The sequence below is a fragment of the Actinomadura soli genome (genome assembly GCF_005889715.1).
GTDB lineage: Bacteria > Actinomycetota > Actinomycetes > Streptosporangiales > Streptosporangiaceae > Spirillospora > Spirillospora soli.
Genome location: NZ_VCKW01000050.1, coordinates 16,176 through 40,238 on the forward strand (window position 1 = coordinate 16,176; position 24,063 = coordinate 40,238).

General features: G+C 73.7%; 23 protein-coding genes. 12 read left to right on the plus strand and 11 right to left on the minus strand.

The window, feature by feature from the left end; translation table 11 throughout:
- The first annotated feature begins 99 nt into the window (after positions 1 to 99).
- Positions 100 to 1,689, plus strand: a complete 1,590-nt coding sequence (locus ETD83_RS12455; RefSeq protein ID WP_138645255.1) for a substrate-binding domain-containing protein — start codon at positions 100 to 102, stop codon at positions 1,687 to 1,689.
- Between the two features lie 237 nt (positions 1,690 to 1,926).
- Here the strand turns inward: ETD83_RS12455 and ETD83_RS12460 are convergent, their stop codons facing one another.
- Together ETD83_RS12460 and ETD83_RS12465 are read right to left on the minus strand one after the other, a co-directional pair.
- Positions 1,927 to 2,826, minus strand: a complete 900-nt coding sequence (locus ETD83_RS12460) for a hypothetical protein (RefSeq protein WP_138645256.1) — start codon at positions 2,824 to 2,826, stop codon at positions 1,927 to 1,929.
- 30 nt (positions 2,827 to 2,856) lie between these two features.
- Positions 2,857 to 4,236, minus strand: coding sequence for a M20/M25/M40 family metallo-hydrolase (locus ETD83_RS12465; protein ID WP_138645257.1), 1,380 nt, complete (start codon positions 4,234 to 4,236; stop codon positions 2,857 to 2,859).
- Positions 4,237 to 4,436: 200 nt separating this feature from the next.
- On the opposite strand from ETD83_RS12465, the gene ETD83_RS12470 reads away from it, so the two are divergent.
- The 11 genes from ETD83_RS12470 to ETD83_RS12520 all read left to right on the plus strand — a co-directional run bounded on the left by ETD83_RS12470 (position 4,437) and on the right by ETD83_RS12520 (position 15,377).
- Positions 4,437 to 6,056, plus strand: a complete 1,620-nt coding sequence (locus tag ETD83_RS12470; protein ID WP_138645258.1) for a peptide ABC transporter substrate-binding protein — start codon at positions 4,437 to 4,439, stop codon at positions 6,054 to 6,056.
- Positions 6,057 to 6,062: 6 nt separating this feature from the next.
- A complete protein-coding gene (locus ETD83_RS12475) occupies positions 6,063 to 6,989 on the plus strand; it encodes an ABC transporter permease (RefSeq protein ID WP_138645259.1) in 927 nt (308 codons plus the stop codon).
- Positions 6,982 to 7,872 carry an ABC transporter permease gene (locus ETD83_RS12480; RefSeq protein WP_138645260.1) on the plus strand — a complete coding sequence of 297 codons (891 nt, stop codon included), beginning with the start codon at positions 6,982 to 6,984 and terminating at the stop codon, positions 7,870 to 7,872. The genes ETD83_RS12475 and ETD83_RS12480 overlap by 8 nt, the downstream gene beginning before the upstream one ends.
- 5 nt (positions 7,873 to 7,877) lie before the next feature.
- Positions 7,878 to 8,933, plus strand: a complete 1,056-nt coding sequence (locus ETD83_RS12485) for an ABC transporter ATP-binding protein (RefSeq protein WP_138645261.1) — start codon at positions 7,878 to 7,880, stop codon at positions 8,931 to 8,933.
- Positions 8,917 to 9,939: an ABC transporter ATP-binding protein gene (locus ETD83_RS12490; protein WP_230420853.1), complete on the plus strand. Its 1,023-nt coding sequence runs from the start codon at positions 8,917 to 8,919 to the stop codon at positions 9,937 to 9,939. The genes ETD83_RS12485 and ETD83_RS12490 overlap by 17 nt, the downstream gene beginning before the upstream one ends.
- A 43-nt stretch (positions 9,940 to 9,982) precedes the next feature.
- Complete coding sequence (locus ETD83_RS12495; RefSeq protein WP_138645262.1) at positions 9,983 to 10,843, plus strand: spermidine synthase; 861 nt, start codon at positions 9,983 to 9,985, stop codon at positions 10,841 to 10,843.
- Between the two features lie 55 nt (positions 10,844 to 10,898).
- Positions 10,899 to 11,672: an SDR family oxidoreductase gene (locus ETD83_RS12500; protein WP_138645263.1), complete on the plus strand. Its 774-nt coding sequence runs from the start codon at positions 10,899 to 10,901 to the stop codon at positions 11,670 to 11,672.
- Between the two features lie 117 nt (positions 11,673 to 11,789).
- A complete protein-coding gene (locus tag ETD83_RS12505) occupies positions 11,790 to 13,823 on the plus strand; it encodes an ATP-binding SpoIIE family protein phosphatase (RefSeq protein WP_138645264.1) in 2,034 nt (677 codons plus the stop codon).
- 135 nt (positions 13,824 to 13,958) lie between these two features.
- Positions 13,959 to 14,303, plus strand: coding sequence for a WXG100 family type VII secretion target (locus ETD83_RS12510; protein WP_138645265.1), 345 nt, complete (start codon positions 13,959 to 13,961; stop codon positions 14,301 to 14,303).
- Positions 14,304 to 14,398: 95 nt separating this feature from the next.
- Positions 14,399 to 14,851, plus strand: a complete 453-nt coding sequence (locus ETD83_RS12515) for a YbaB/EbfC family nucleoid-associated protein (RefSeq protein ID WP_230420854.1) — start codon at positions 14,399 to 14,401, stop codon at positions 14,849 to 14,851.
- Positions 14,852 to 14,885: 34 nt separating this feature from the next.
- Positions 14,886 to 15,377, plus strand: a complete 492-nt coding sequence (locus tag ETD83_RS12520; protein ID WP_138645266.1) for a WXG100-like domain-containing protein — start codon at positions 14,886 to 14,888, stop codon at positions 15,375 to 15,377.
- 27 nt (positions 15,378 to 15,404) lie between these two features.
- Here the strand turns inward: ETD83_RS12520 and ETD83_RS12525 are convergent, their stop codons facing one another.
- The 9 genes from ETD83_RS12525 to ETD83_RS42430 form a co-directional block, all read right to left on the minus strand.
- Entirely contained in the window at positions 15,405 to 16,553 is a 1,149-nt protein-coding gene (locus ETD83_RS12525; protein WP_230420855.1) for a hypothetical protein, read from the minus strand.
- A 72-nt stretch (positions 16,554 to 16,625) separates the two neighbouring features.
- A complete protein-coding gene (locus ETD83_RS12530) occupies positions 16,626 to 18,206 on the minus strand; it encodes a fused response regulator/phosphatase (RefSeq protein ID WP_230420856.1) in 1,581 nt (526 codons plus the stop codon).
- 5 nt (positions 18,207 to 18,211) lie between these two features.
- Positions 18,212 to 19,975, minus strand: a complete 1,764-nt coding sequence (locus tag ETD83_RS12535) for an ATP-binding protein (RefSeq protein WP_138645269.1) — start codon at positions 19,973 to 19,975, stop codon at positions 18,212 to 18,214.
- A gap of 4 nt (positions 19,976 to 19,979) precedes the next feature.
- Positions 19,980 to 21,044, minus strand: coding sequence for an ATP-binding SpoIIE family protein phosphatase (locus ETD83_RS12540; RefSeq protein WP_138645270.1), 1,065 nt, complete (start codon positions 21,042 to 21,044; stop codon positions 19,980 to 19,982).
- Positions 21,032 to 21,472 (minus strand): anti-sigma regulatory factor, encoded by a 441-nt coding sequence (locus ETD83_RS12545; RefSeq protein WP_138645271.1) that lies wholly within the window; start codon positions 21,470 to 21,472, stop codon positions 21,032 to 21,034. The genes ETD83_RS12540 and ETD83_RS12545 overlap by 13 nt, the downstream gene beginning before the upstream one ends.
- Positions 21,469 to 21,846 (minus strand): STAS domain-containing protein, encoded by a 378-nt coding sequence (locus ETD83_RS12550; protein ID WP_138645272.1) that lies wholly within the window; start codon positions 21,844 to 21,846, stop codon positions 21,469 to 21,471. The genes ETD83_RS12545 and ETD83_RS12550 overlap by 4 nt, the downstream gene beginning before the upstream one ends.
- Positions 21,846 to 22,724, minus strand: a complete 879-nt coding sequence (locus tag ETD83_RS12555) for an STAS domain-containing protein (protein WP_138645273.1) — start codon at positions 22,722 to 22,724, stop codon at positions 21,846 to 21,848. Before ETD83_RS12555 ends, ETD83_RS12550 begins: the two co-directional genes overlap by 1 nt.
- Positions 22,725 to 22,912: 188 nt before the next feature.
- Positions 22,913 to 23,749, minus strand: coding sequence for a DUF4253 domain-containing protein (locus ETD83_RS12560; protein ID WP_138645274.1), 837 nt, complete (start codon positions 23,747 to 23,749; stop codon positions 22,913 to 22,915).
- Positions 23,750 to 23,857: 108 nt separating this feature from the next.
- The coding region (locus ETD83_RS42430) for a hypothetical protein (protein WP_205717624.1) at positions 23,858 to 24,063 on the minus strand (206 nt) is incomplete at its 5' end.

The window sequence follows — 24,063 nt, forward strand, 5'->3', positions numbered from 1 at the left end:
CTAATGCAGAGGCCCGCGTCACGGCAGCGCCGGCCGTGATCCCCGCGGGCTCGGGGGCGGTCTCTGCCATCTCGGCGACCCGGCGGAACGAGGGCATCGATGAGCGGACGCACCCGGGGCCGGCCGATGGTCACGTTCGCCGCCGCGATCGCGGGCGTCCTGGCGCTGACCGGGATCGGCGTGTACGCGTTCGCCGAGATCGCCGGCTGCGCGGCCGAGGACCGCATCACCCTGGACGTCGCGGTGGCGCCGGAGATCGTGCCCGCGCTGACCGCCGCCGTCCGGCGGTTCGACGGCTCCACCGGCACGTGCGCGCGGGCCCGGCTCCGGCGCGCCGAGCCGTCCGCCGTGAGCACGCTCCTGTCCGGCCGGGGCGGCGGCGACCGGCCGGACGTGTGGATCCCCGACTCGGTCCTCTGGACGGCCTTCGCCGAACCCGAGGAGGTGCGGCCGTCGATCGCCAACACCCCGGTCGTGCTGGCGACGGCGGCCCCGGCGGAGCCCACCTGGAACCTGCTGCTCGGACCGGCCGCGGCCGCCGCCGGCGGGCGGCCGGAGTCCAGGGCCCGCGGCCCGCGCCCCCAGGTCCCCGACCCCTCGCGCAGCGCCGCCGGCCTGGTGGCCTTGCTGATGGCGGACCGCCTGGTCGCGGACGTCCCCGACGGCAAGGCGGTCTTCACCGGGCTCGTCCGCGCGATCAGGGAGACCGCCGCGCCGACGGTGGAGGAGGCGTTCGCCACCGCGGGCGCCGCCAGGGACGGGGCGGTCGTCGTCGCGTCCGAGCAGTCGGTCTTCCGGCACAACCGCGCGAATCCCGGCGTGCGCGCCTACGGCGCCGTCCCGAGGGAGGGGACGCTCTCGCTCGACTACCCGTTCATGATCGTCACCGCGGACGGCGACCGCGTGACCGCCGCGGAGAAGCTCGAACGCGAGCTGCGCGGCGAGCGGACCCGCGCCGACCTCAGCGGGCACGGGTTCGGCATCGGGCCCGCCGAGCCGTCGTGGACGCCCGCCGCCGACGACGTGCAGCGGATCACGCAGGCCTACGCCCGGCTGTCGCTGCCGACCCGGCTGCTCGTCCTGTTCGACATCTCCGGCTCGATGGGGGAGGAGGTCTCGCCCGGGCTCAACCGGCTCCAGGCCACCGCGCAGGTCGGCCAGACCGGGCTGCAACTGCTCGCCGACGACAGCGAGCTGGGCGTCTGGGAGTTCTCCACCGACCTGCGCGGCTCCCAGAACTGGGCGGAACGCGTGCCGATCGCGACGCTCGGCACGCGCGTCGGGTCCGTCACGCAGCGGCAGCGCATCCTGAGCGACCTCGGCCGCCTGCGCGTGAAGGAGAGCGGCGACACCGCGCTGTACGAGACGCTGCTCGCGGCGTTCCGGGAGGTGAAGCTCACCTACAAACCGGAGATGGTCAACACCGTCCTGGTCTTCACCGACGGCCGCAACGACCACCCGGGCGGGCCGAGCTTCGACCGGACCCTCGCCGACCTCCGCGCCGGGTACGACGCGACGCAGCCCGTCCAGGTCATCCTGCAGGGCTTCGGCGACGACGTGAACGTGGCCGAGCTGACGAAGCTCGCCGAGGCGACGCACGGGATCGTCCAGGTCGCGCGGACGCCGGCGGAGAGCAAGCGGCTGCTGCTGGAGGCCATGTCCAGGCGCGTCTGCACGCCGAACTGCTGACGGGCCGATCCGGCCTGCTCGTCCCGTGGGCGCGCCGATGACCGCGCCGTGGCGTCCCCCCGTCAAGGCCACGACACGGTCACCGGGCCGCCGCGCCGGGCCGCCCGCCGAGGCGGAGACCCTGGGGAAGAACGCGGCGATGCGATGGTGCAGACTCGCGGGCCGGCGAAAACTCATCGGTCCCGGCACCCTCGGCGGGCACAGGCGATTCGGCAGGCCGCGGGGGATCCGCCTGGCTCAGCCGTGGCGGGCGTCGCGGTCGGCGGCCCGGCGCGCGTCCCGGGCGGCCTCGCGTGCCTCCCGCGCCGCCTCCTCCGCGCGGGCGCGGTTCTGCTCGGCGCGCTCGGCCCGGCGGGACGCCGCGTCCCGCTCGGCGACGGCCCGCTCCAGCTCGTGGCGGAGCCGTCCCACCGCCGCGGACGCCTCCTCCGCCTCCCACTTCGCCGCGTCGGCGCGCTCCGCGCGCTCGGCCAGCCTCCGGTCCGCGTCCTCGGCCCGCCTGCGCAGCGTCTCCGCCCTCCGCGCCCGCGCCGCGCTCGTCCGCGTGACGTTCGACTTCGCCGGGGCGGGCCTGGCCTTCTTCTCTTTCTTCGGTTCCTTCTTCGGTGCCTTCTCCTCGGGCTCGGGTTTCGCCCGCTCCTCTTCGCCGCCGGGGGCCATGGGGAAGCCCGCCGGGACGAAACCGGTGTGGCTGCGCGGCTGCGTCAGCCGTCCCTCGCGCACCTCGTCGGCGATGCCGGGGTCCACGGTGGCGGCTTGCAGCGTGTCCTCCACCTCCCGGCCGGCCTGCTCACGGAGCGGATTGCCCGCGTCCGACGCGAGCCCGCCCGCGGTGCGCACGAGCGACCCCACCAGCCGGGCCCTGCGCTGCTCCAGATCGCCGAGCCCGCCGCCCGAGCCCCACGCCTCGCGCATCTCGGCGCCGACGTCCAGCAGCCGCCCCAGGTCGTCGGCCGCCCTGCGGGACAGCAGGTTCACCGCCCACGCCGACAGCGTCGGGCGCCGCAGCGCCCCGATCCGCTTGGCGAGCGGCCCGTCGCCCGCCGCCTTCGCGTCCTGGGCCAGCCGGTTGCGCGCCGCCACGAAGTCGGCCGGCCGGACGCCGTAGAGCTCATCGGCCGCACTGGAGAAGTCCACATCTGATCTCTACCCCGCCTGGCGGGCGGGTCAGCGGGTGTCGAGGAAGCGGTCCAGGACGCGGGTGCCGAAGGCCAGGGCGTCCACGGGGACGCGTTCGTCCACGCCGTGGAACATGCCGAGATAGTCGAGGTCCGGGCCGAGGAGCAGCGGGGCGAAGCCGAAGCTCGCGATGCCGATGCGGTGGAACGCCTTGGCGTCGGTGCCGCCCCCCATCACGTACGGGACGGGGCGGGCGAGCGGGTCCTCGGCGCGGAGCGCGCCGGCGAGCGCCGCGAAGGTCGGGCCCGCCGGATCCGCGGCCGGGGCCCGCTCGTGGCTGATGAACTCGCGGGTGACCTTCGGGCCCAGGAGCCGGTCGATCGTGGCGAGGAACTCCTCGCCCGTGCCCGGCACGTAGCGCCCGTCCACCTCGGCGGTCGCCGTGCCCGGCACGACGTTGACCTTGTAGCCGGCGTCGAGCCGGGTCGGGTTGGCCGAGTTGCGGATCGTCGCCTCGAACAGGCGGCCGACGCCGCCGAGGCGTTCGGCCTCCGCGTCGAGGCGGTCGACGTCGATGGACGTGCCGAGCGCGTCCGCCAGGCCGTCCAGCAGGGCGCGGACGCCCGGGGTCAGGCGGACGGGCCATTCGTGCGAGGCGATCCGGGAGACCGCGTGCGCGATCTCCGCCACCGCGTTGCGGGGGGCCGGTTTGGAGCCGTGGCCCGCGGTGCCGCGGGTCGTCAGCCGCATCCAGGCGGTGCCGCGCTCGCCCGTCGCGATCGGGTAGATCCGCGTCTCGGCGCCCTCGCCGAACTCCCGCGCGGTGACGCTGAAGCCGCCGGACTCGCTGATCGCCTCCGTGCAGCCCTCGAAGTACCCGCGGTGCTCGCGCGCCACGTACCGGGAGCCGTGGTCGCCGGTGCACTCCTCGTCGGCGAGGAACGCCAGCACCAGGTCGCCGCGGGTGCGCCGGCCCTCCCGCAGCCGCCGCCGGACGGTCGCCAGCGTCATCGCGAGGGTGCCCTTCATGTCGACCGCGCCGCGCCCCCACACGCACCCGTCGCGCACCTCGCCCGAGAACGGCGGGACCGTCCACTCGGACGGGTCGGCGGGCACCACGTCGAGATGCCCGTGGATCAGGAACGCCGGATGGGACGGGTCGCCGCCGGGCACGCGGGCCAGCACGCTCGCGCGGCCCGGCCGGGACTCGACGATCACCGGGTCGGCGCCGACGTCGTCCAGCAGTACGGCGACGTGCTCGGCGGCGGGCCGTTCCGGGTGGGCCACCCCCTCGCCCCGGTTCGTGGTGTCGAAGCGGATGAGATCGGCGCAGATCGCCGCCGCCTCGGCCGCCGCCCTTTCCGCGCCCGCCCCGGCCGCCGCCGGTCCGGCCGCGCCGGGCGGCTCGTCGCGCACGCCTACCCCCATGGCTCCCTTTCGCAGCAAGGCTTCATTTTCCTCCGCCGCTGACCTGTGTCAATGGATGATCAAGAACGTCTCGATCCGGTCTCGACTCCGTCAGCGGCGTGTCCGAACGGTCACCGCGAGTACGCGGCTGCCACCAATCTAGGTGCGGGGGTCGGCCGAGCGTGCCGTCCGCGCGACGGAGCGACGGGGCGAGGAGGAGCATGACCAGTCAGAGGGGTGCCGGCGGGGGTGCCCGGCTGAAGGCCGCGGGGCTCGCCGCGGTGGCGCTCGCCGCGCCGTTCGGCCTGTCGGCCTGCGGCGGCGGCGACGCCGGGGCGAGCGACGGCGTGTTCACGGCCGGCCATTCCGAGCCCGACCACCTGGTGCCCGCCAACACCACGAGCAGCTACGCCTTCGACGTGATCAGCGAGCTGTTCGACAACCTGATGACGCTCGACACGGGCGGCAGGGCCGTGCCGCTGGCCGCCGAGTCCGTCACGTCCGGCGACCAGCGGGTCTGGACGATCAAGGTGAGGCCCGGGCAGAGGTTCCACAACGGCGAGCCGGTGACCGCGCAGAGCTTCGCGGACGCGTGGAACAACGCCGCCTACGGGCCCGGCGCCATGGCCACCAACGAGTACTTCTCGTACATCAAGGGGTACGAGGAGCTGAACCCCGAGGGCCGGAACGCCGAACCGGAGGCCGACACCCTGTCCGGCGTCGACGTGGTCGACCAGCACACCCTGAAGGTCTCGCTGAACGACCCGTTCAGCCAGTTCCCGATGCTGCTCACCTATCCGGCCTACGCGCCGATGCCGAAGGCCGGGCTGAAGGATCTCAAGGCGTTCGACACTCACCCGATCGGCAACGGCCCGTACGAGATGGACGGGAACTGGGAACGCAACGAGCAGATCAAGCTCGTCGCGTTCTCCGGCTACACCGGCCCGCGCAAGCCCCGGAACAAGGGCGTGATCTGGAAGAGCTACTCCAGCGCCGACACCGCGTACACCGACCTGCGGGCGGGTCGGATCGACGTGCTGCAGACGATCCCGTCCGCCAAGGTCGCCGAGGCGAAACGGCTGCTCGGCGACCGGTTCCTGCCCCGCGAGACGGGCACGATCGACTACCTCGGCTTCCCGGTGTGGGACAAGCGGTTCGCCAGCGCCGACCTGCGCAGGGCGATCTCGATGGCCATCGACCGGCAGGGCATCAACAAGGCCGTCTACAACGGCGACTACATCCCCGCCGACTCCCTGCTCCCCGCCATCATCGAGGGCCACCGGCCGAACGCGTGCGGCGAGCCGTGCACCCACGACCCGGCCAAGGCCAGGCAGCTGTTCGCCAAGGCCGGCGGGTTCAGCGGGACGCTGGAGCTGTACTTCTCCAACGCGCAGCCGACCTACGCCCAGTGGATGCGGATCGTGGCGAACTCCCTGCGCGACACCTTCGGCATCAAGGACATCCAGTTCCGGCAGGTGCCCGCGTCCGACTACTTCTCCATGCTGCGCGAGCGCGGGGAGAAGGGCCCGTACCGGCAGAACTGGGAGGCCGACTACCCGAGCGCCCAGAACTACCTGGAGAACATGTGGAGCTCGGCCGCCAACCGGATGGGCTGGACGAGCAAGGCGTTCGACGACCTGATCGCCAAGGCCAACCGGACGGCCGACCCGCGGGAGGGCATCAGGTTCTACAACCAGGCGGAGGACATCGCCATCCGCGAGATGCCGATGATCCCGCTGTGGACGTGGGCGGGCCAGGGCGGCCGTTCCGAGAACGTCGGCAACGTCACGATCACCCCGTACTCGACGGGCCTTGTCGCGACCGACGTGACGGTGAAGTAGCCGGCGATGTGGCGGTACACGGTCCGGCGGCTCCTGCAGGCGGTCCCGGTCTTCATCGGGACCACGCTGCTGATCTACGCGATGGTGTTCGCGCTGCCCGGAGACCCGATCCAGGCGCTCGCCGGGGACAAGCCCGTCCCGGAGAACGTCCTGCGGACGCTCCGGGACAAGTACAACCTGGACGACCCGCTGCTCGTGCAGTACGCGAAGTACATGTGGGGGCTCGTCCAGGGCGACCTGGGCGAGAACTACACCGGGCAGAGCGTGTCGGAGATGCTCGGCGGCCGCTGGGCGGTCACCGCACAGCTCGCGATCACCGCCTGGATCTTCGAGCTGCTCATCGGGATCGTGCTCGGGGTGTGGGCGGGCCTGCGGCGCGGGAAGCTCGCCGACACCCTCGTCCTCGGCGGGACGACGCTGGTGATCGCGGTGCCGGTGTTCGTCATCGGCTCCCTCGCGCAGATCCTGTTCGGCCTGCGCTGGCAGATCTTCCCGACCGCCGGGACGGACGACGGGTGGCCGATGAGCTACCTGCTGCCCGGCATCGTCCTCGGGTCGCTCGGCCTGTCGTACGTGGCACGCCTGACCCGGACGGGTCTGGCCGAGAACCTGCGCGCCGACTACGTCCGCACCGCCCGCGCCAAGGGCCTGTCGCGGACGCGGGTCGTCGGGCGGCACGCGCTGCGCAACTCGCTGATCCCCGTGGTGACGTATCTGGGCGTCGACTTCGGGAACCTGATGGGCGGCGCGATCGTGACCGAGGGCATCTTCAACCTGCCCGGCATCGGCCAGCAGGTGTTCCAGTCGATCCAGCTCAAGGAGGGGCCCGTCGTGGTCGGCGCGGTCACCGTGCTGGTGCTGATCTTCCTGCTCGTCAGCCTGCTCGTGGACCTGCTGTACGGGATCTTCGACCCGAGGATCCGCTATGAGTGAGGCCACGGCGGTGGCCGCCGCGGGCGGCGAGGTCGGCCGGGCCTCGCTGTGGGACGACGCGTGGCGCGACCTGCGGCGGCGCCGGGTCTTCTGGGGCTCGGCGGCGATCCTCGCCGTGGTCGCGGTGATGGCCGCGCTGCCGGGGCTGTTCACCGCCACGGCCGCCAACGAGGGCTGCGACCCGAACATCTCCGGGCTCGGCCCGTCCGGCGACCACTGGTTCGGCACCGACATCGCGGGCTGCGACCTCTACGCGCACGTCGTGCACGGCGCCCGCCCGACCCTGCTGATCGGCGTCGCCGTCACGCTGTTCGCGCTGCTGATCGCGGTGCTGTTCGGGACGCTCGCCGGCTACTACGGCGGCCTCGTGGACACCCTCGTCGCGCGGCTCACCGACGTGTTCTTCGGGCTGCCGTTCGTGCTCGGCGCCACGGTCATCCTCGTCGCGTTCCCCGGGCACGGCGTGTGGGCGATGACGCTGGTGCTGGTGCTGCTCGGCTGGACGACGATGATCCGCATCATGCGCGGGCAGGTCATCGCCGTCCGCGACGCCGACTACGTGCGGGCGGCGCGGCTGCTCGGCGCGTCCGACGGGCGGATCATGGCGCGGCACGTCCTGCCGAACGCGGTCGCCCCGGTGATCGTCGTCGCCACCCTCAACGTCGGCAACGTGATCGTCGGGGAGGCGACGCTGGACTTTCTCGGCGTCGGCCTGCAGTACCCGCAGGTGTCGTGGGGGCTGCAGCTCGGCCAGGCGAAGGACTCCTTCCTCGACCACCCGCACCTGCTGATCTTCCCCGCGGCGTTCCTGTCGGCGACGGTGCTGAGCTTCCTGCTGCTCGGCGACGCCGCCCGCGACGCCCTCGACCCGAAGCTGCGGTGACGCCCATGACAGCCGAACCGAGGAAGGGCGATCTGGTCCCCGCGCCGCGCCCGGACGCGCCGCTCCTCCAGGTGGACGACCTGCACGTCCGCTTCCGCGTGCGCGGCCAGGACGTCCGCGCCGTGAACGGGCTGTCCTACACCCTCGCGGAGGGGGAGACCGTCGCGATCCTCGGCGAGTCGGGGTCGGGCAAGAGCGTCGCGGCGCAGGCCGTGATGGGCATCCTCGACACGCCGCCCGCGCGCGTCGAGCGCGGGTCGGTGCGGCTGCGCGGCGTGGAACTGCTCGGCCTGCCGGAGCGGCGCCGCCGCGCCTACCGCGCCGACCGCATCGCGATGATCTTCCAGGACGCGCTGACCGCGCTCAATCCGGTGTTCACCGTCGGTGACCAGCTCCGCGAGATGTACCGGGTGCACCGCGGCCTCGGCCGCCGCGCCGCCAGGGACAGGGCGGTCGAGCTGATGGAGCGGGTGCGGATCCCGTCCGCGGCGCGGCGCCTCGGCGACCACCCGCACCAGTTCTCCGGCGGCATGCGCCAGCGCATCATGATCGCGATGGCGCTGGCACTGGAGCCGGACGTGCTGATCGCGGACGAGCCGACCACCGCCCTCGACGTGACCGTGCAGGCGCAGATCATGCGGCTGCTCGCCGGGCTCCAGGACGAGCTGACCATGGGCATGGTGCTGATCACCCACGATCTCGGCGTCGTCGCCGGCGTCGCGGACCGGATCGTCGTCATGTACGCGGGGTCGGTCGCCGAACAGTCGCCCGCCCGCGACCTGTACGCGCGGCCCGCGCACCCGTACACGCGCGGGCTGCTGGCGTCGGTGCCGCGCCTCGACCGGCGCGGCGGGCCGCTCGTCCCGATCGCTGGCGCGCCGCCGGACCCGGCCGCGCTGCCGCCCGGCTGCCCGTTCCATCCGCGCTGCCCGCGCGCCGAGGCGGTCTGCGCGGTGGAGCGGCCGCCGCTCGTCACCGTGGCGCCCGGGCACGACGCGGCCTGCCACTTCGCCGCCGAGGTCCACGCCGAACAGGAGGTTCCCGGTGCCGGATCCGTGTGATGTGCCCCCGATCCTCCAGGTGGAGGGCATCGTCAAGCACTACCCGGTGACCCGCGGCGTGGTGATCAGGCGGACGGTCGGCCGGGTCAGGGCCGTGGACGGCGTCGACCTGGAGCTGCGCCGCGGCGAGACCCTCGGCGTCGTCGGCGAGTCCGGCTGCGGGAAGTCGACCCTGGCGAAGCTGCTGCTCGCCGCCGAACGTCCCACCGCCGGGACGGTCCGCTTCGAGGGCCGCGACATCTTCGCGATGCCGAGATCCGAGCTGCGGGCCCTGCGCCGCCGCGTCCAGATGGTGCTGCAGGACCCGTACTCGTCCCTGAACCCCCGCATGACCGTCGGCGACATCGTCGGGGAGCCGTTCGCCGTCCACCCGGAGGTCGCGCCGAAGGGCGAGCGGCGCGGGCGCGTCCGGGACCTGCTGGAGCTGGTCGGCCTCGACCCCGGCCACGTCGGCCGGTACCCGCACCAGTTCTCCGGCGGGCAGCGGCAGCGCGTCGGGATCGCCCGCGCCCTCGCGCTGCGGCCCGACGTCATCGTGTGCGACGAGCCGGTGTCCGCGCTGGACGTGTCCGTGCAGGCGCAGGTGATGAACCTGCTCGCCGAGCTGCAGCGGGAGCTGGGCCTGGCGTACGTGTTCATCGCGCACGACCTGGCCGCCGTCCGCCACATCTCCGACCGCGTCGCCGTGATGTACCTCGGCAAGGTCGTCGAGACCGGCGACGAGACCCAGATCTACGAGCACCCCACCCACCCGTACACGCAGGCGCTGCTGTCGGCCGTCCCCGTCCCGGACCCCGACGCGCCCGGCTGGACGGGGCGGATCCAGATGGAGGGGGAGCCGCCGTCGCCGCTGGACCCGCCGTCCGGCTGCCGGTTCCGTACCCGCTGCCGGAAGGCCCGGGACGTCTGCGCGGAACAGGAACCGGCCCTGGAAGCGAGGGAGGGTTCCGCCCACCCCAGCGCGTGCCATTTCGCGGGCGAAGAGGCCCTTACCGAGCAAACCTGACGTTGCGGCGGACCCCGGAAAGGGCTTCCGTAGGGTGGAGGCCATGGCACGCAAGGGCAGGCACGGTCCGCGCGCGAACCTCTACGCGATCGACGGTGGCGAGGCCGAACTGCTGCGCGACGCCGACCGCGACGGCGGCTGGATGCTGCTCGTCGGCGGCGTCCCCCAGTCGTATGTGGACCTGTCCGACCCCACCTACCTCGACTTCGAGTACATGCGGCTCATGGGCGACGTCGTCGACTGCCTCGGCGTGGACGGGCAGGCGTTCGACGCCGTCCACATCGGCGGCGCCGGATGCACGCTGCCGCGCTACATCGCCGCGACCCGGCCCGGGTCCCGGCAGATCGTCCTGGAACCGGACGCGGGACTGGTGGGGCTCGTCCGGGAGCAGCTGCCCGTCAAGGGCGTCCCCGGCCTGCGGATCCGGATCACCGACGGCCGCACCGGCGTCGCCGCGCTCGCCGACGAGGCCGACGACCTCGTCGTGATGGACGCGTTCGCCGAGGCGTCGATGCCGCCCGAGCTCGCGACCCGCGAGTTCGTCCTGGACGTGGCCCGGGTGCTGCGGCCCGGCGGCGTGTACATGGCCAACGTCGCGGACGGGTTCCGGCTGCCGTTCGCCCGCCGGGTCGCCGCCACCGTCCGGTCGGTGTTCCGGCACACGCTGCTGATGGGCGACCCGGGCGTGCTGCGCGGCCGGCGCTTCGGCAACCTCATCGTGGCCGGGTCGCGCACACCGCTCCCGGTGGACGAGCTGACCCGCCGCGCGGCGGGCGGCGCCGTCCGGGCCCGGCTGCTGAACGGCGGCGACCTCGCCGCGTTCTGCGCCGGCTCCGCGCCGCTGCGCGACGGCGAGGAGATCGTCGCGCCCGTCCCGCCCCCGCAGGTCTTCGGGAAGTCCTGAAAGGTGAGGGGCGGCCCGGGCGGGGAAAGGGCCCCGGGGAGGGAAGGGAGCGAGCATGATCCTCGTGACCGGGGCGAGCGGCACGCTCGGGCGCCCGCTGACCGGGCTGCTGGCCGGGACGGACGCGGACGTGCACGCGCTCAGCCGCCGCGCCAGACCGCCGGAGGAGGGCGTGACCTGGCACAAGGGAGACCTCTGGACCGGCGAGGGCATCGACGCGGCCGTCGCCGGCGCCGGGACGATCGTGCACTGCGCCAGCGAGCCGCTCCGCGCGAAGCGCGACCTGCCCGCCGCGCGCCGGCTGGTCGAGGCGGCCCGGCGGCAGGGCGCCCCGCACCTGGTCTACATCTCGATCGTCGGCGTGGACAAGATCCCCTACGGCTACTACCGGACGAAGCACGCCGTGGAGAAGCTCATCGAGGGGTCCGGGCTCCCGTACACGATCCTGCGGACCACGCAGTTCCACACGCTGCCCGAGATGGTGCTGAACGCCCTCACCAAGGTCCCCGGCGTCATCGCGCTGCCGAAGGGCCTGCGCGACCAGCCGATCGACGTCGGTGAGGTCGCGGAGCGGCTCGCCGAGCTGGCCCTCGCCCCCGGTCCGGCGCAGCGCGTCGACGACATGGGCGGGCCGGAGGTGCTCACGTTCGAGGAGATGGCGCGGGCCTACCTGAAGGCCCGCGGCCTGCGGCGGCCCATCCGCGTGCCGGTGCCGCTGCCAGGAAAGGCGGGACGCGGATTCCGGGAGGGCCACCACCTGGCGCCCGCCCACGCCGTCGGGCGCCGGACCTGGCAGGAATACCTGGACGAACGCCACCCGCGCCCCTGAGGCACCGCGGGCACCACAACTCCGGGAGACGCCTACCGTCCCGTATCGACCGCACGCGACCTCGCCATGTCCCATAATCGAGCGATGGAGTCGTCCACCCGAATTCTTATTCTCGGCATGGATTCGTCGGGTCGAATACTCCAGTTCGACCGCAACGCCGCGGCCGTGCTGTCTCCGGACGGGGCGTCTCCCGACGGGAAATGCCTGCTCGGAGCCCATCTGGACGAGGTGATCGCCGGCGCGCGGAAGCCGTTGCTCGAGGCGCTGAAGGCCGGCCGCGAGCGCACCGCCATGCTCGCCATGGACACCCCGGGCGGCGGGACGCTCGACGCGGTCGTGACCGTCCACCCCATGAACGGCGGCGCCCCCGGCGGTGACCCGGCCGACGGCGACGCGCCCGTCCGCGTCGCGCCCGACATCGCCGCGCTCGCCGTGATCAAGGTGCCGGTGCCGCTCGCCGACCGGTTCGTCGACCCGGCCGTCATCCGCCGGGCCCTGCTGGACGACGCGCTCCCGCGGATCGGCTCCACGCTCGACCTCGAGATGCTCGCGCGCGGCCTGATGGACGTGCTCGTCCCGCATTTCTGCAACTCCGGCGGCCTGCTCCTGCTGGAGAGCCACCTGGACGCCGACGAGCAGCCAGACGGCCCGGACGGCCCGCAGATGCGCCGGATGGCCATCGGCTTCGACGACGACGACCCCGCCTGGGACGCGACGTTCCCCACCGGCGAGTCCCTCGTCTACCCGCACGGCACCCCGTACACGCAGTGCCTCGCGTCGGGCGAGCCGGTGCTGCGCTCCCTCGGCGGCGAGGGCGCGGCCGAGATCGCCGCCGCGTGGCGCCGCCCGCCGGTCGGGGAACTGCTGAAGGGCGCGTCGATGCTGCTGCTGCCGATCGCGTCGGCGGCGGGCATCCTCGGGTTCTTCGTCTGCACCCGGACCGTCGCGCACCGCCCGTTCGACGCCTACGACGTCGAGATCGGGATGGAGTTCGCCAACCGGGCGTCCATCTTCATCGAGAGCGCCCGCCAGTACTCGCGGGAACGCGCCACCGCGCTCACCCTCCAGCGCAGCCTGCTGCCGACCGGGCTGTCGGCGCCGTCGCCCGTCGAGGTCCACCACCGCTACCTGCCGGGCAGCCGCCTGATCGAGGTCGGCGGCGACTGGTACGAGTCGATCGCGCTGCCCGGCGGGCGGGTCGCGCTCGTCGTCGGGGACGTGGCCGGGCACGGCGTGAAGGCCGCCGTCACGATGGGACGGCTCCGCACCGCCATCCACACCCTCGCCGGGCTCGAACTGCCGCCCGCCGAGGCACTGGAGCGCCTCGACTCGCTGATGCGGACGCTCGGCGAACGCGAGCCGCACTTCGCCACCTGCGCCTACGTCGTCTACGACGCGGTCAGCGGTCGCTGCGAGGTCGCCAGCGCCGGGCACCTGCCGCCGCTGCTCGTCCCGCCCGGCGCCGAGCCCGAGTACCTGCCGGTGCCGCCCGCGCCGCCGCTCGGCGTCGGCGGCGACGGCCCGATCGTCAGCCGCGAGTTCACCGTCGAGGACGGGACGCTGCTGTTCCTCTACACCGACGGCCTGGTCGAGAACCGGGCCCGCGACATCGACGACGGCCTCGCCCGCCTGCGCGCCACGTTCGCCGGGGGCGCCGCCGCCCGGCCGCTGGAAGAGCTGTGCCAGGCGGCCCTCGACGGCATCTACGACGACCAGCACCGTGACGACATCGCCATGCTCATCGCCCGGCTGGCGCGCATCCCGGCCGACCGCCACGCCACCTGGGAGCTGCCCGCCGAGCCCGCCGCCGTCCGCCGGGCGCGCGGCCTCATCCGCGACCGGCTCGCCCGCTGGGACCTGGACGACCTCGCCCACTCCACGATGCTGCTGGCGTCCGAGCTGGTCACGAACGCGATCCGGCACGCGGGCGGGCGGATCAGGCTGCGGCTGGTGCGGGAGGGCGGCCTGGTCTGCGAGGTCTTCGACTCCTCCGACGGGCGCCCCCGCGTCCGCCACCGCGAGGACGACAGCGACATGATCGAGTCGGGCCGGGGCCTGCACGTCGTCGGACGGCTCGCGCAGCGCTGGGGCGTACGGCGCACCGCCGACGGCAAGGTCGTGTGGTGCGAGCAGGAACTGCCGAGGCCCTGACCGGCCGCGATCACCCGGGACGGCGGAATCGTCCGGGAGAGAATCCCCGTACAAGCTGCACATATCGGGCTCGTGAACGGTCGCGGTAGGCTTGTCCGCGAGCAGTGAACGGCCTTGCTGGACAACGGAGTTGGAATGACCGTAAATGGTTATGAGGTCCAGCCGGATACTCTGCGCAGTGCGGCGAAGGGCCTGGCGGAGGCGGGGGACCAGCTCGACCAGGAATGGTCGAATCTGAAGTCGACCGTCCAGGGTATGGGGGAGCCGTGGGGCGCCGACGACATCGGCATGCTGATCGGTGAGTCGTACAAGGCCATTGAGGGCCAGGCGGACGAGTCGTTCACCGGAGCCGCCGAGGATCTGTCCGGCTACGGCGAGAAACTGACCGCGCTGGCCGACAACCACGAGAAGGCCGAGCAGAAGATGGTCGGCGAGGTCAGCTCGATCTCGGCCGCGCTGAACGGCGTCCAGGAGGTCTGACCGGCGGGTACCGGCCGGCGAGAGGGCCGGTCGCATCCGGTGCCCGCGGTGGTTAGGATCTTGTCCGACCGCTTGATCAAGAAAGGTGCGGTTTCGTGGACTCTGCGAGCAACGACCTCGACCGCATGCTGACCCAGGCCCGCAAGACGCTCGACGCGATGCGGAAGGGCGGCGCGCCCGAGCGTCCCGCGGACGGCCAGACCGGCGAGACCGGCGAGACCGGCGAGACCGTGGAGGGCGTCGGCGAGGCGGCGGAGGGCAGGGTCAAGGTCACCGCGGCGTCGGGCGGGCGGCTGACGAAGGTCGAGCTCAACCCGCGCGCCCTGCGGCTGTCGGCGGAGGAGCTCGGCGAGCACCTGGTGACCGCCGCGAACGCCGCCCTCGACGACCTGCGGCGCAACGCCGGTGCGGCGGCGGCCGGGCAGGCCATCGACACCGCGCGGCTGAGCGAGCAGATCGAGGGGCTCCAGAACGAGAGCCTGCGCCAGATGACGATGATCAGCCAGAGCTTCAACGATGCCATTGCCAAGGTCCGCGGCGGCAAGTGACGAGCCGCGGCGATGAACCGGCCGGTGGGGTGATATGGGACTGCAGCTTCCGGGTGAGCTGATCTCGCTGCTGGGCATGCTCGGCTACACCTGGCCGGAGGCCGACGAGACGAAGCTGTTCGAGCTCGGCTCGACCTGGATGGACTTCTCCGGGAAGGTCCAGGGCGTGGTCGGCGACGCCGAGGGCGCCGCCCAGCAGGCGCTGTCGTCGAACAAGGGCGACGACATCGAGGCGTTCCGCAAGTCGTGGGGCGAGGAGGACTCCCCGAAGTCGGTCCTTGAGGACGCCGCGCAGGGGGCGATGCTCGTCGGCGCGGCGTTCTTCCTGTGCGCGGGCATCGTGCTGGCGTTGAAGATCAATGTGATCATCCAGCTGATCATGCTGGCCATCGCGATCGCGCAGGCGATCGCGACCGCCGTCGTGACGTTCGGGGCGTCGCTGGCGGAGATCCCGATCTTCAAGGAGATCGTCCGGTTCGCCATCGAGATGCTGATCGAGCAGGCGATCAACGCGCTGCTCAGCTGACCGGCCCGGCCCACTCTCCGCCGGCGGCTAGCGCAGCACCGAGATGTGCACGTGGTCGTAGTGGTTCTGCGTGATGCTGCCGCGGTCCTCCATCGGGCGCCAGCCGCCGCCGCGCGCGTTCCAGATCCGCTGCCTCCAGATCACGTAGGAGATCCCGAGACGCCGCGCGTGGGCGACGGCGTACGCCGCGACCTGGTCGCCGTGGCGCTGTGCGCCCGGGCTCGGCACGCGGCCGCCGGTGCTCTCCATGAAGTCGCAGGCCCGTCCGGCGGCGTGGTCCTGCGGGTCGCCGGTGGAGCGGTGGCATCCGATCGCCGGGAACGGGCCGAACATCCCGGCGATCTCCAGCAGCGCCGTCCGCATCGTGGCCGTCATCATGTTGCCGGTGATCGGGGACGCGGCGCCGGGCACGCCGTCCGGGCGGCCGGTGAGCCGCGGGCCGCCGCCCTTCGCCGTCGAGGACGGGCGCGTCCGCCCCGCGGCGAGCGTCGCGACCCTCGTCCCACGCGGGAGGATCTTCCTCAGCCGCGCCGCGAGCTTCGCCGGGTCGGCCTTCGGCGCGCTGATGATCAGGCCGTTGCCGTCCGGCATGCCGAGCGCGCGGGCCTGGCCGCGGGACACGACCGCGTCGATGTCGCCGATGCCCATGGACGCGTACGCGCCGACGCGGACCCGTCCCGGGCTGGAGCTGCGTCCCGCCTCGACGACCGCGCCGAGCTGGAGCGCACCGCCGCGGCCCTCCTCGAACGAGACGGCCAGGCCGCCGGACGCGATCGTCTGCCACAGCTGGTCGGACTCGGCCGTCGGCTCCGGCGCGAACGCCCGGAACCGCGACGGGTCCACGCCGAGCAGCCCCAGGCGGCGCCCGCCGACCTTGGCCCGGGCCGCGTCCACGACCGTGATCCCGGCGACGCCCTTGAGGCCCTTCGCGCGCTCGACGGTCCCGGGCGGCAGCGACGACGTCCCGGCGACCAGCAGGTGCGGGGTGTACCGGCGGGTCAGCGGCGCGACCGCCGGGGCCCGCGGCGCGGAGGCCCGGTCCACCGACACCAGGTCGTCGGCGCGGGCCGGCTTTTCGCCCGGCTGCCAGGACACGACCAGGACGATGCCGGCGGCCAGCGTGCACACGATGCCCGCCGCGATGCCCGCGGAGAGCGCCCTTGCGCGCCGTCGCATCCCGACCCCGATCCCGGCCGATCCCGTGTGCGGTCCTCGCCGCATCGTAAGCGAGCGCGGCGGGTCCCGGCATCAGCGCCCGTCGCGGCGCAGGACGACGAGGGCGACGTCGTCCTGGCGGGGGCCGAACTCGGCGATGACGCGGTCGCCGAACCGTTCGACCTCGTCGTCCACGCCTGCCGCGAGGAGCCGCAGCCGCTCCAGGTTGTCGGCCAGCGGGATGCCGCGGTCCTCGATCAGCCCGTCGGTGAGGAGCACGACGGTGCCGCCGGGCGGCACCTCCGTCTTCTCGACCGCCACCCCGCTCGGGTCCCGCGCCTCCCGCGGGAAGCCGAGGAGCACGCCGCCGCCCTCGCCGTAGCGGGCGTCGCCGCCGGAGACGTGCAGCGGCGGGAGGTGACCGGCGCTGGCGATGTGCGCGGCGCCGCTCAGCGGATCGAGCGTCATCAGGCACATGGTGGCCGTCTGGTCGTAGTGGTAGCGCTCCAGCACGTCGTTCAGCAGCCGCAGGATCGTGACGGAGTCGTGGCCCTCGGCGGCGAAGGCCCGCAGCGCGTGCCGGATCTCCGCCATGACGGTCGCGGCGTGCAGCGAGTGCCCCTGCACGTCCCCGATGGCCACCAGCACCCGGTCGCCGCGGTCGAGGACCTCGTAGAAGTCGCCGCCGACCTCGGCCTGGTCGCTGGCGGGCTCGTAGCGGACGGCCAGCGACCAGCCCGGCAGGGACGGCAGCGACGCGGGCAGCAGGCTGTGCTGGAGGGTGAGCGAGGTGTTGTGCTCCTCCGTGTAGGTCCGCAGCGCCTCCAGCGCGAGCGCCACCGCCTGCCCGAGCTGCCGCAGCAGGTTGACGTCGTCCTCCGTCCGGGCGGCGCGGCCCGCGAGCGCGATGCCGATGGGCGGACGGCCGTGCTTGAACCGCGAGACCACCAGCGTCACGTCGCTTTCCGCGACGCTGTCGGGCAGCAGGTCGAGCCAGTCGCCGAGCGGCACCCGCGTGACCTCGGTGCCGGTGTCGCCGCCCAGCCTGGCCAGCTCGGCCATCCGCGCGGGCACGTCGGGCGGGCAGTCGCGGCGCCACGGCCCGATGCCGAGCTCGACGGTCCGCCGCACCCGGCCGTCCGGCGGCAGCACGAACACCGTGGCCGGCGTCCCGAAGATCGTGAACGCGCCGCGGGCGGCGACCGCCGCCAGGTCGTCGAAGGACGCGGCCGCGTTGATCGCCAGGGAGGTGCGGGTGAGCTCGGCCATGCGGGCGGCCATCCGCTCGGCGCGGCGGCGGGCCTGGTAGTAGCGCAGCACCGCCTCGACCGTGGCGAGGAACTCGCCGGGGTCGATCGGGTCGGTCATGTAGGCGTCGGCGCCGCGGCGCAGGCCCGCGGTGCGGTCGGCGACGTTCACCGCCTGCGCCGAGATGTGGATGACCGGCAGCGACCTGGTGTCCGGCGCGGCCTTGATCCGCTCGCAGACCTCGATCCCGCTCATGTCCGGCAGCCGCACGTCCAGGACCACCAGGTCGACGGTGTGCTCGACGAGCCTGTTCCAGGTCTCCGCCGCCGACGCGGCCTCCACCACGGTGTGGCCCGCGCGCCGCAGCCAGCTGCCGATGATGTACCGCTTGGTGTCGTTGTCGTCGACCACCAGCGTCGTCGCCACGGCCGTCACCCCCCGTCCCCCGCGTCGTCCGCCGCGGTGTCCTTCGTGGGCGCGGCCTGGCGGGCCGTGCGGACCGCCTCGGCGAGCGTCTCCGGGCCGATCTGGTCCTTGCCGAGCACCGCGCCCGCGCGCCCGAGCCGCGGGTCGCCGCCCTCGCCGGGCCCCTGGGTGGTCACGTCCGACGAGGTCACCAGCACCACCGGCACGTCCGCCGGCAGCCGGGCGAGGACCTCGTACCCGTCCAGGCCCGGCATCCGCAGGTCCAGCAGGACGAGGTCGGGCGGGTCGGCGGCGGCGGACTCCAGCGCGGCGCGGCCGTCGGCGGTCTCGGTGACCCGGCCTGCTGCGTCCTCCACCAGCCCCCGCAGGACGCGGCGGGTCGTGCCGTCGTCGTCCGCGATCAGCACGTGGCCGAGGCCGAGGTCGTCCAGGCGCGCGGACGGCGGCAGCCGCAGCGTCACCGCCGTGCCCTCGCCGACGGCGCTGTCCACGGACAGGTCTCCGCCGAGCGCCCGGGCGAGGCGGCGGGCGTAGGGGAGGCCGAGGCCCGTCCCGCCCGCGTCGCTGCCGGGCACGCGGAAGAACTCCTCGAAGAGCCGTGCCTGGTCGGCGGGCGCGATGCCCGGGCCGGTGTCGGACACGACGAACTCGATGTGCCCCGGCACCGCCCGGGCCGAGACCCGCACACCGCCCTGCGCGGTGAACTTCAGGCCGTTGCCCACCAGGTTCCGCAGGATGCGGGTGAGCATCTCCGCGTCGGTGACGACGACGGGCGGCGCGGCGGCCGCGTCCACGGTGAGCGTCAGCCCGGCCTGCTCCGCCATCGGGCGCAGCAGCTCGGACAGCTCGTCCAGCAGCGCCGGGACCCGCACCGGCGCACGGCGCGGCTCCAGCCCTCCGCGCTCGGCCTTGGCGATGTCCAGCAGGTCGTTCACCAGCGCCAGCATGGTCTCGCCGGTGTCGCCGATCAGGGTGATCTGCTGGCGCTGCTCGGCGGTGAGCGGTTCGGCGGCGGGGTCCAGCAGCAGCCGGACGAGCCCGATGACGCTGTTCATCGGGGTGCGCAGCTCGTGGCTGACGGTGGCCCAGAACCGGTTCTTGGCCTCGCCCAGCTCCTGCAGCTGGTCGGACTTCTCCTCCAGCTCCGCGTACAGCGCCACGACGCCGCGGTTGGTCTCCTCCAGCTCCCCGGAGATCTCGTTGTAGAGCGCCATCACGCCCTCGTTCGTCGCCTCCAGCTCGGTGTTGAGGGACCGCAGCTCCTCCCGCTGCCGCTGGAGGTCCGACAGCGCCGCCATCAGATCGGCGTTCTGCGTCCGCAGGTCCTCCAGCGCGGGGACGGGCCTGAGGCGGCCGAGCCGGTCGCGCAGGTCCGCGTCGCCGGGCGGCCTCGCGCCCGCGGGCAGGTCCTTGCGGAGCCGGACGTGGACGCCGTCGTCCCCGCTCTCGTGCTCGACCCGGCTCAGCAGCCGCGAGATCGCGGCCTCGCACTCCGCCGCCCCCTCCATGCTGGTCCGGGGCACCAGATCCAGCTTGATCGTCAGGGCGGCCGGGTGCCCGCGGTCGAGGGCGAACGCGACCCTCACCCGGCCCGCGCAGGCGTACAGCTCCCGTCCGGCCTCGCTGAGCGCGGTGGCGACGCGGACCTGGTCCTGGTAGGGCAGGCCCACCTCGGCGGCGACCCGCCGGCCCAGCTGCCGGACGGCGAACACGCCCGCCTCGTCGGTGATCTCGATCCGGAGCAGCTCGCCGGACGCGTCCTCGCCCATGCGGTCACCCCCACCCGGAGGTCGTGACGGCGAGCACGGAGCGGTCGTCGTGGCGGGAGCCCGCGTCGCGCAGGACGGTCGCCGCGATCAGCAGCGGGTCGCGGCCGAGCAGGCCCGGCTGGTCGGTGAGCCGCCAGCGGCCGGTCAGGCCGTCCGAATGCAGCACCACCACCGCGCCCCGCGGCAGGGCGTAGGCGTGCTCGCGGATCCGCTCGGCGTGCGCGCCGGCGATCCCGGGCACGGAGATCATGCCCTGCCGGCGCTCCGGCCCGACGATCCACGCGGCCACGTTCCCGACCCCGGCGAACCGCACCCGCCCGGCCGCCGGCTCGATCGCGGCGACCGCGACGGCCCCGCCGCGGGTGGACGCCATCCGCCGGTGCACGCAGCGCAGGACGTCCGCCGGACGCGACGGCGACGCGACCTCGTGCGTGGCCCGGACCGCGGCCCGCGCCGCCCGGGCCGCCAGCGGGCCGTGCCCCAGGCCGTCGCAGAGCATCGCGTAGACGGCGCCGTCCACCAGCCGGGCCGTGTAGGCGTCGCCGCACTCCTCCTCGCCGTCGAGCGTCACGGTCAGCCCCGCGATCGGCGGCATCGCCGCGGCCGCCGGCGGCGCGGGCGGCACGTCGGCGGGCGGCTGGAACCGCGCGTACAGGACGGTGCCGATCCGGGGACGGGAATACACGCCGCTGTGGTCGGCCAGCCGCTCGATCGAGCCGAGCCCGAGGCCGAGCGTGCCGCTGGTCGAGTAGCCGTCCGTCCGGGAGACGGGCACGTCGGCGATGCCGGGCCCGTGGTCGACGCAGACGAACTCCAGCGCGGCGGCGCCGCCGTCCCGCACGATGCGCAGCAGCATCTCGCCCTGCGTGGCGTGCTTGGCCAGGTTCGTGGCCGCCTCGGTCGCCGCGAGCTGGATCTGGCCGAGGCGCTCCCCGCCGAACCCGAGCCGCTCGGCGAGCGCGGTGATCCGCCGCCGCACGCCCGCCGCGGCGCTCTGCTCCTCCACCCGCACCCGCAGCGATTCGCCGGCGTGCGGGCTCGTCGTCCACCCGGTGCTCAGCGGCCCCATTTGGCCACCGTCACCGTGGTGCCCTTTCCCGGCTCGCTCCGCAGGTCGAACTCGTCGCTCAGCCTGCGCGCCCCGGACAGGCCGAGGCCGAGACCGGCCCCGCTCGTCCAGCCCTCGCCGAGCGCGCGCTCCACGTCCGCGATGCCCGGTCCCGCGTCGGTGAAGACGACGCGCACGCCCCGGCGGCCGCGCTCGCCGGCGGCCTGCTCCACCCGCATCGTGCCGCCCCCGCCGTGCGCGTAGGTGTTGCGCGCCAGCTCGCTGGCCGCGGTGACGATCTTGGTCTGGTCGACGAGGGACAGCCCGGCAGCCGCCGCGGCGGTCCGCACGAGCTGCCGGACGCGGACCACGTCGTCGTTCGACGCGATGGGCACCTCCTCCCCGGGCGTCCCGCCGCCGGACCTTCCGTCGCCGGGCGGCGTCGTCATGGGGCGCCCGCCACGGCGGCCGCCGCCCCGGCGCCGAGCAGCCGCATGCCTTCCTCCAGGTCCAGCGCGGTGCGGACGCCGCCCAGCGACAGCCCCAGCTCGACCAGGGTGATCGCCACGGCCGGGCGCATCCCGACGACCACCGTCTCGGCGTCCATCAGCCGCGACATGGCGGCGATGGTGGCGAACATGCGGCCGATGAAGGAGTCGACGATGTCCACCGCGGTGATGTCGATGATCACGCCGTGCGCGCCCGCGGCGACGATCCGGTCGGCGAGGTCCTCCTGCAGCGCCAGCACGGTCTGGTCCTGCAGATCGACCTGGATCGACACCAGCAGGACGTCCCCGATCTTGAGAATCGGCACGTGCTCCATCACGCCTCCAGGCCGTTCCGGGGGGCGTGCTGGGTCGTCCCCCCGCAAGAGGCCGTGCTGGGGACCACGCACAGGCCGCTGCGTTCGAGGACGTACGCGAGCGCGTCGGCCAGGCTCGACTTGGTCACGATGTCGCCGAACTCGATGCCGAGCGTCACGATCGTCTGCGCGATCTGCGGCCGGATCCCCGAGATCACGCAGTGCGTGCCCATCAGCCGGGCCGCCATCACCGTCCTCATCAGATGCTGGGCGACCTCGGTGTCCACGGCGGCCACGCCGGTGATGTCGATCACCGCGAACCGGGAGCGGGTGTCGACCAGCGTCTGCAGCAGCGTCTCCATGACGACCTGCGTGCGGGCCGAGTCCAGCGTGCCGACCAGCGGGACGCCGAGGACGCCGTCCCACACCTTCACCACGGGCGTCGACAGTTCGAGGAGCTGCTCGGCCTGGTCCGCGATGACCTGCTCGCGGGCCGAGGCGTAGGTCTCGAACGTCGCCAGCCCCAGCTCGTCGACGTAGGATGAGAAGTCGATGAGCTCGCTGTAGGCGCGCTGGCCCCGGGTCTTCCTGACCTGCTCGTACAGCGACTGCTTCAGCGCGAACACGCCGACCGCGGTCTCGGTCGCGCTGAACCCCTGCCGGGCCCGGCCGCGGGAGATCTCCGCCAGCGTCGCCCGCAGCTCGCCGGCGGCGGTGTCGTCGCCGGCGAGGGCGCGCTCCACCAGCCCGTAGAGCTCGGTCAGCTCCGAGCGGAGCTCGCGCTCGGTGATCCGGCCGCGGACGCTCTCGCCGACCAGCTCGATCCACCGGTCCAGCACCGGCTCCCGCCAGGAGCCCAGCAGCTCCGTGATGCTCGTGTCGTCCGAGCCGTCGGTCATGTGCGGCGCTCCCATCCGTGCCCCCGGCGGCGCGGGATCCGTCCGCGCGGGTCGCTCAGGGCGTCCGTCCCGGTCGCGCCGCCCGGTGCTCACCCGCCCAACCGTAACCCGCGGATGAGCGCGCCCCACCCTGGATGACCTGGACGTTTACGTAGGATGACCGCTTTTTTGGCTTTGGTGCACTGCGGTCAATCCCACCAAAAGGACCAATTTGTCTTTCCGCGGATCTCCTCGGCGTAGCCGGCGAGGGTGCCCGGGCCCTGGAAGAGGATGTCGGGGCAGAACGTCCAGTGCTCGGCCGCGACATGCGCGGCGTGCCGCGTCGTGATCGGCGGCGCGGCGACGCTGAGCTCCAGCGTGTTGAACCCCAGCGCGACGACGCGGGCGCCGAAGCGGTCCTCCCAGCCGCGCAGCACGGCGGAGAGCGGCGCCGTCCACTCGTTGTGGTTGAGGGCGCCCTGCCAGCCGGCGGCGGTCAGGGTGTCGGCGCCGCGGTCCACCGCGACCAGCCCGAGCGACATGCCGCGACCGGCGAGCACGCGGGCGTACCGGTCCGCCATGGCGTCGGGGTCGTCGACCGGGACGCCCGGCGCGGCCAGGCCGGGGCAGTGCCGCCCGTAGGGGGCGAGGTCGTCGTGGTCCTCGTCGGCGGCCAGCTCCGCCCAGTCCGACCAGACCTCGGACATGAACGCCTGCGGGACGTAGTTCTCGATCTCCGCCACCGGCTCGGGGGCGATCTGGCCCGACGCCCAGGGCTGGTCGGTCTCGTCCATCAGCAGCGGCCAGAGGCCCGACCGGGCGTGCTCCGCGCGGAGCCTGCCCCACAGCTCGCCGTGGACGGGCTCGTCGCTCAGCCAGAACGCGGGGCGCAGGAGCGGGCGCCGCTGCGGGTACCCGGGGTCCGGCCAGACCACGTCCCCCTCGGGCAGCGGCACCGACAGCGTCCGCTCCCCGTCGCCGTCCCGCGACGGGTCGAACAGCTGCGGCAGTTCGCCCGGCAGGCGCCGGACCTCGACATCATCCATTTCTCGCCGTTCCGGTACAGACCATTGCCAACAGGGATCTTGGCAATGGTCGATGGTAACGGCGTCGGGCCCGCCCGGGTGGCCGACCCGTGCGGTTCGGTCGGCGACTCAGTGCCCGCGGCGGCCGCGGACCAGGTAGTCGATCACCAGCGCGACGACGCCCAGCCCGGTGGCCGCGCTGACGACGACCTCGATCCAGGCGTCCCGCAGGGCCACGTTCGACAGGACGTTGACGGCGATGAGGATGGCGACGATCGTCCAGCGGGTGGAGTTGCTCATGGTCTCGTGCCTTTCTGGGAGGGAGGGGTCAGGAG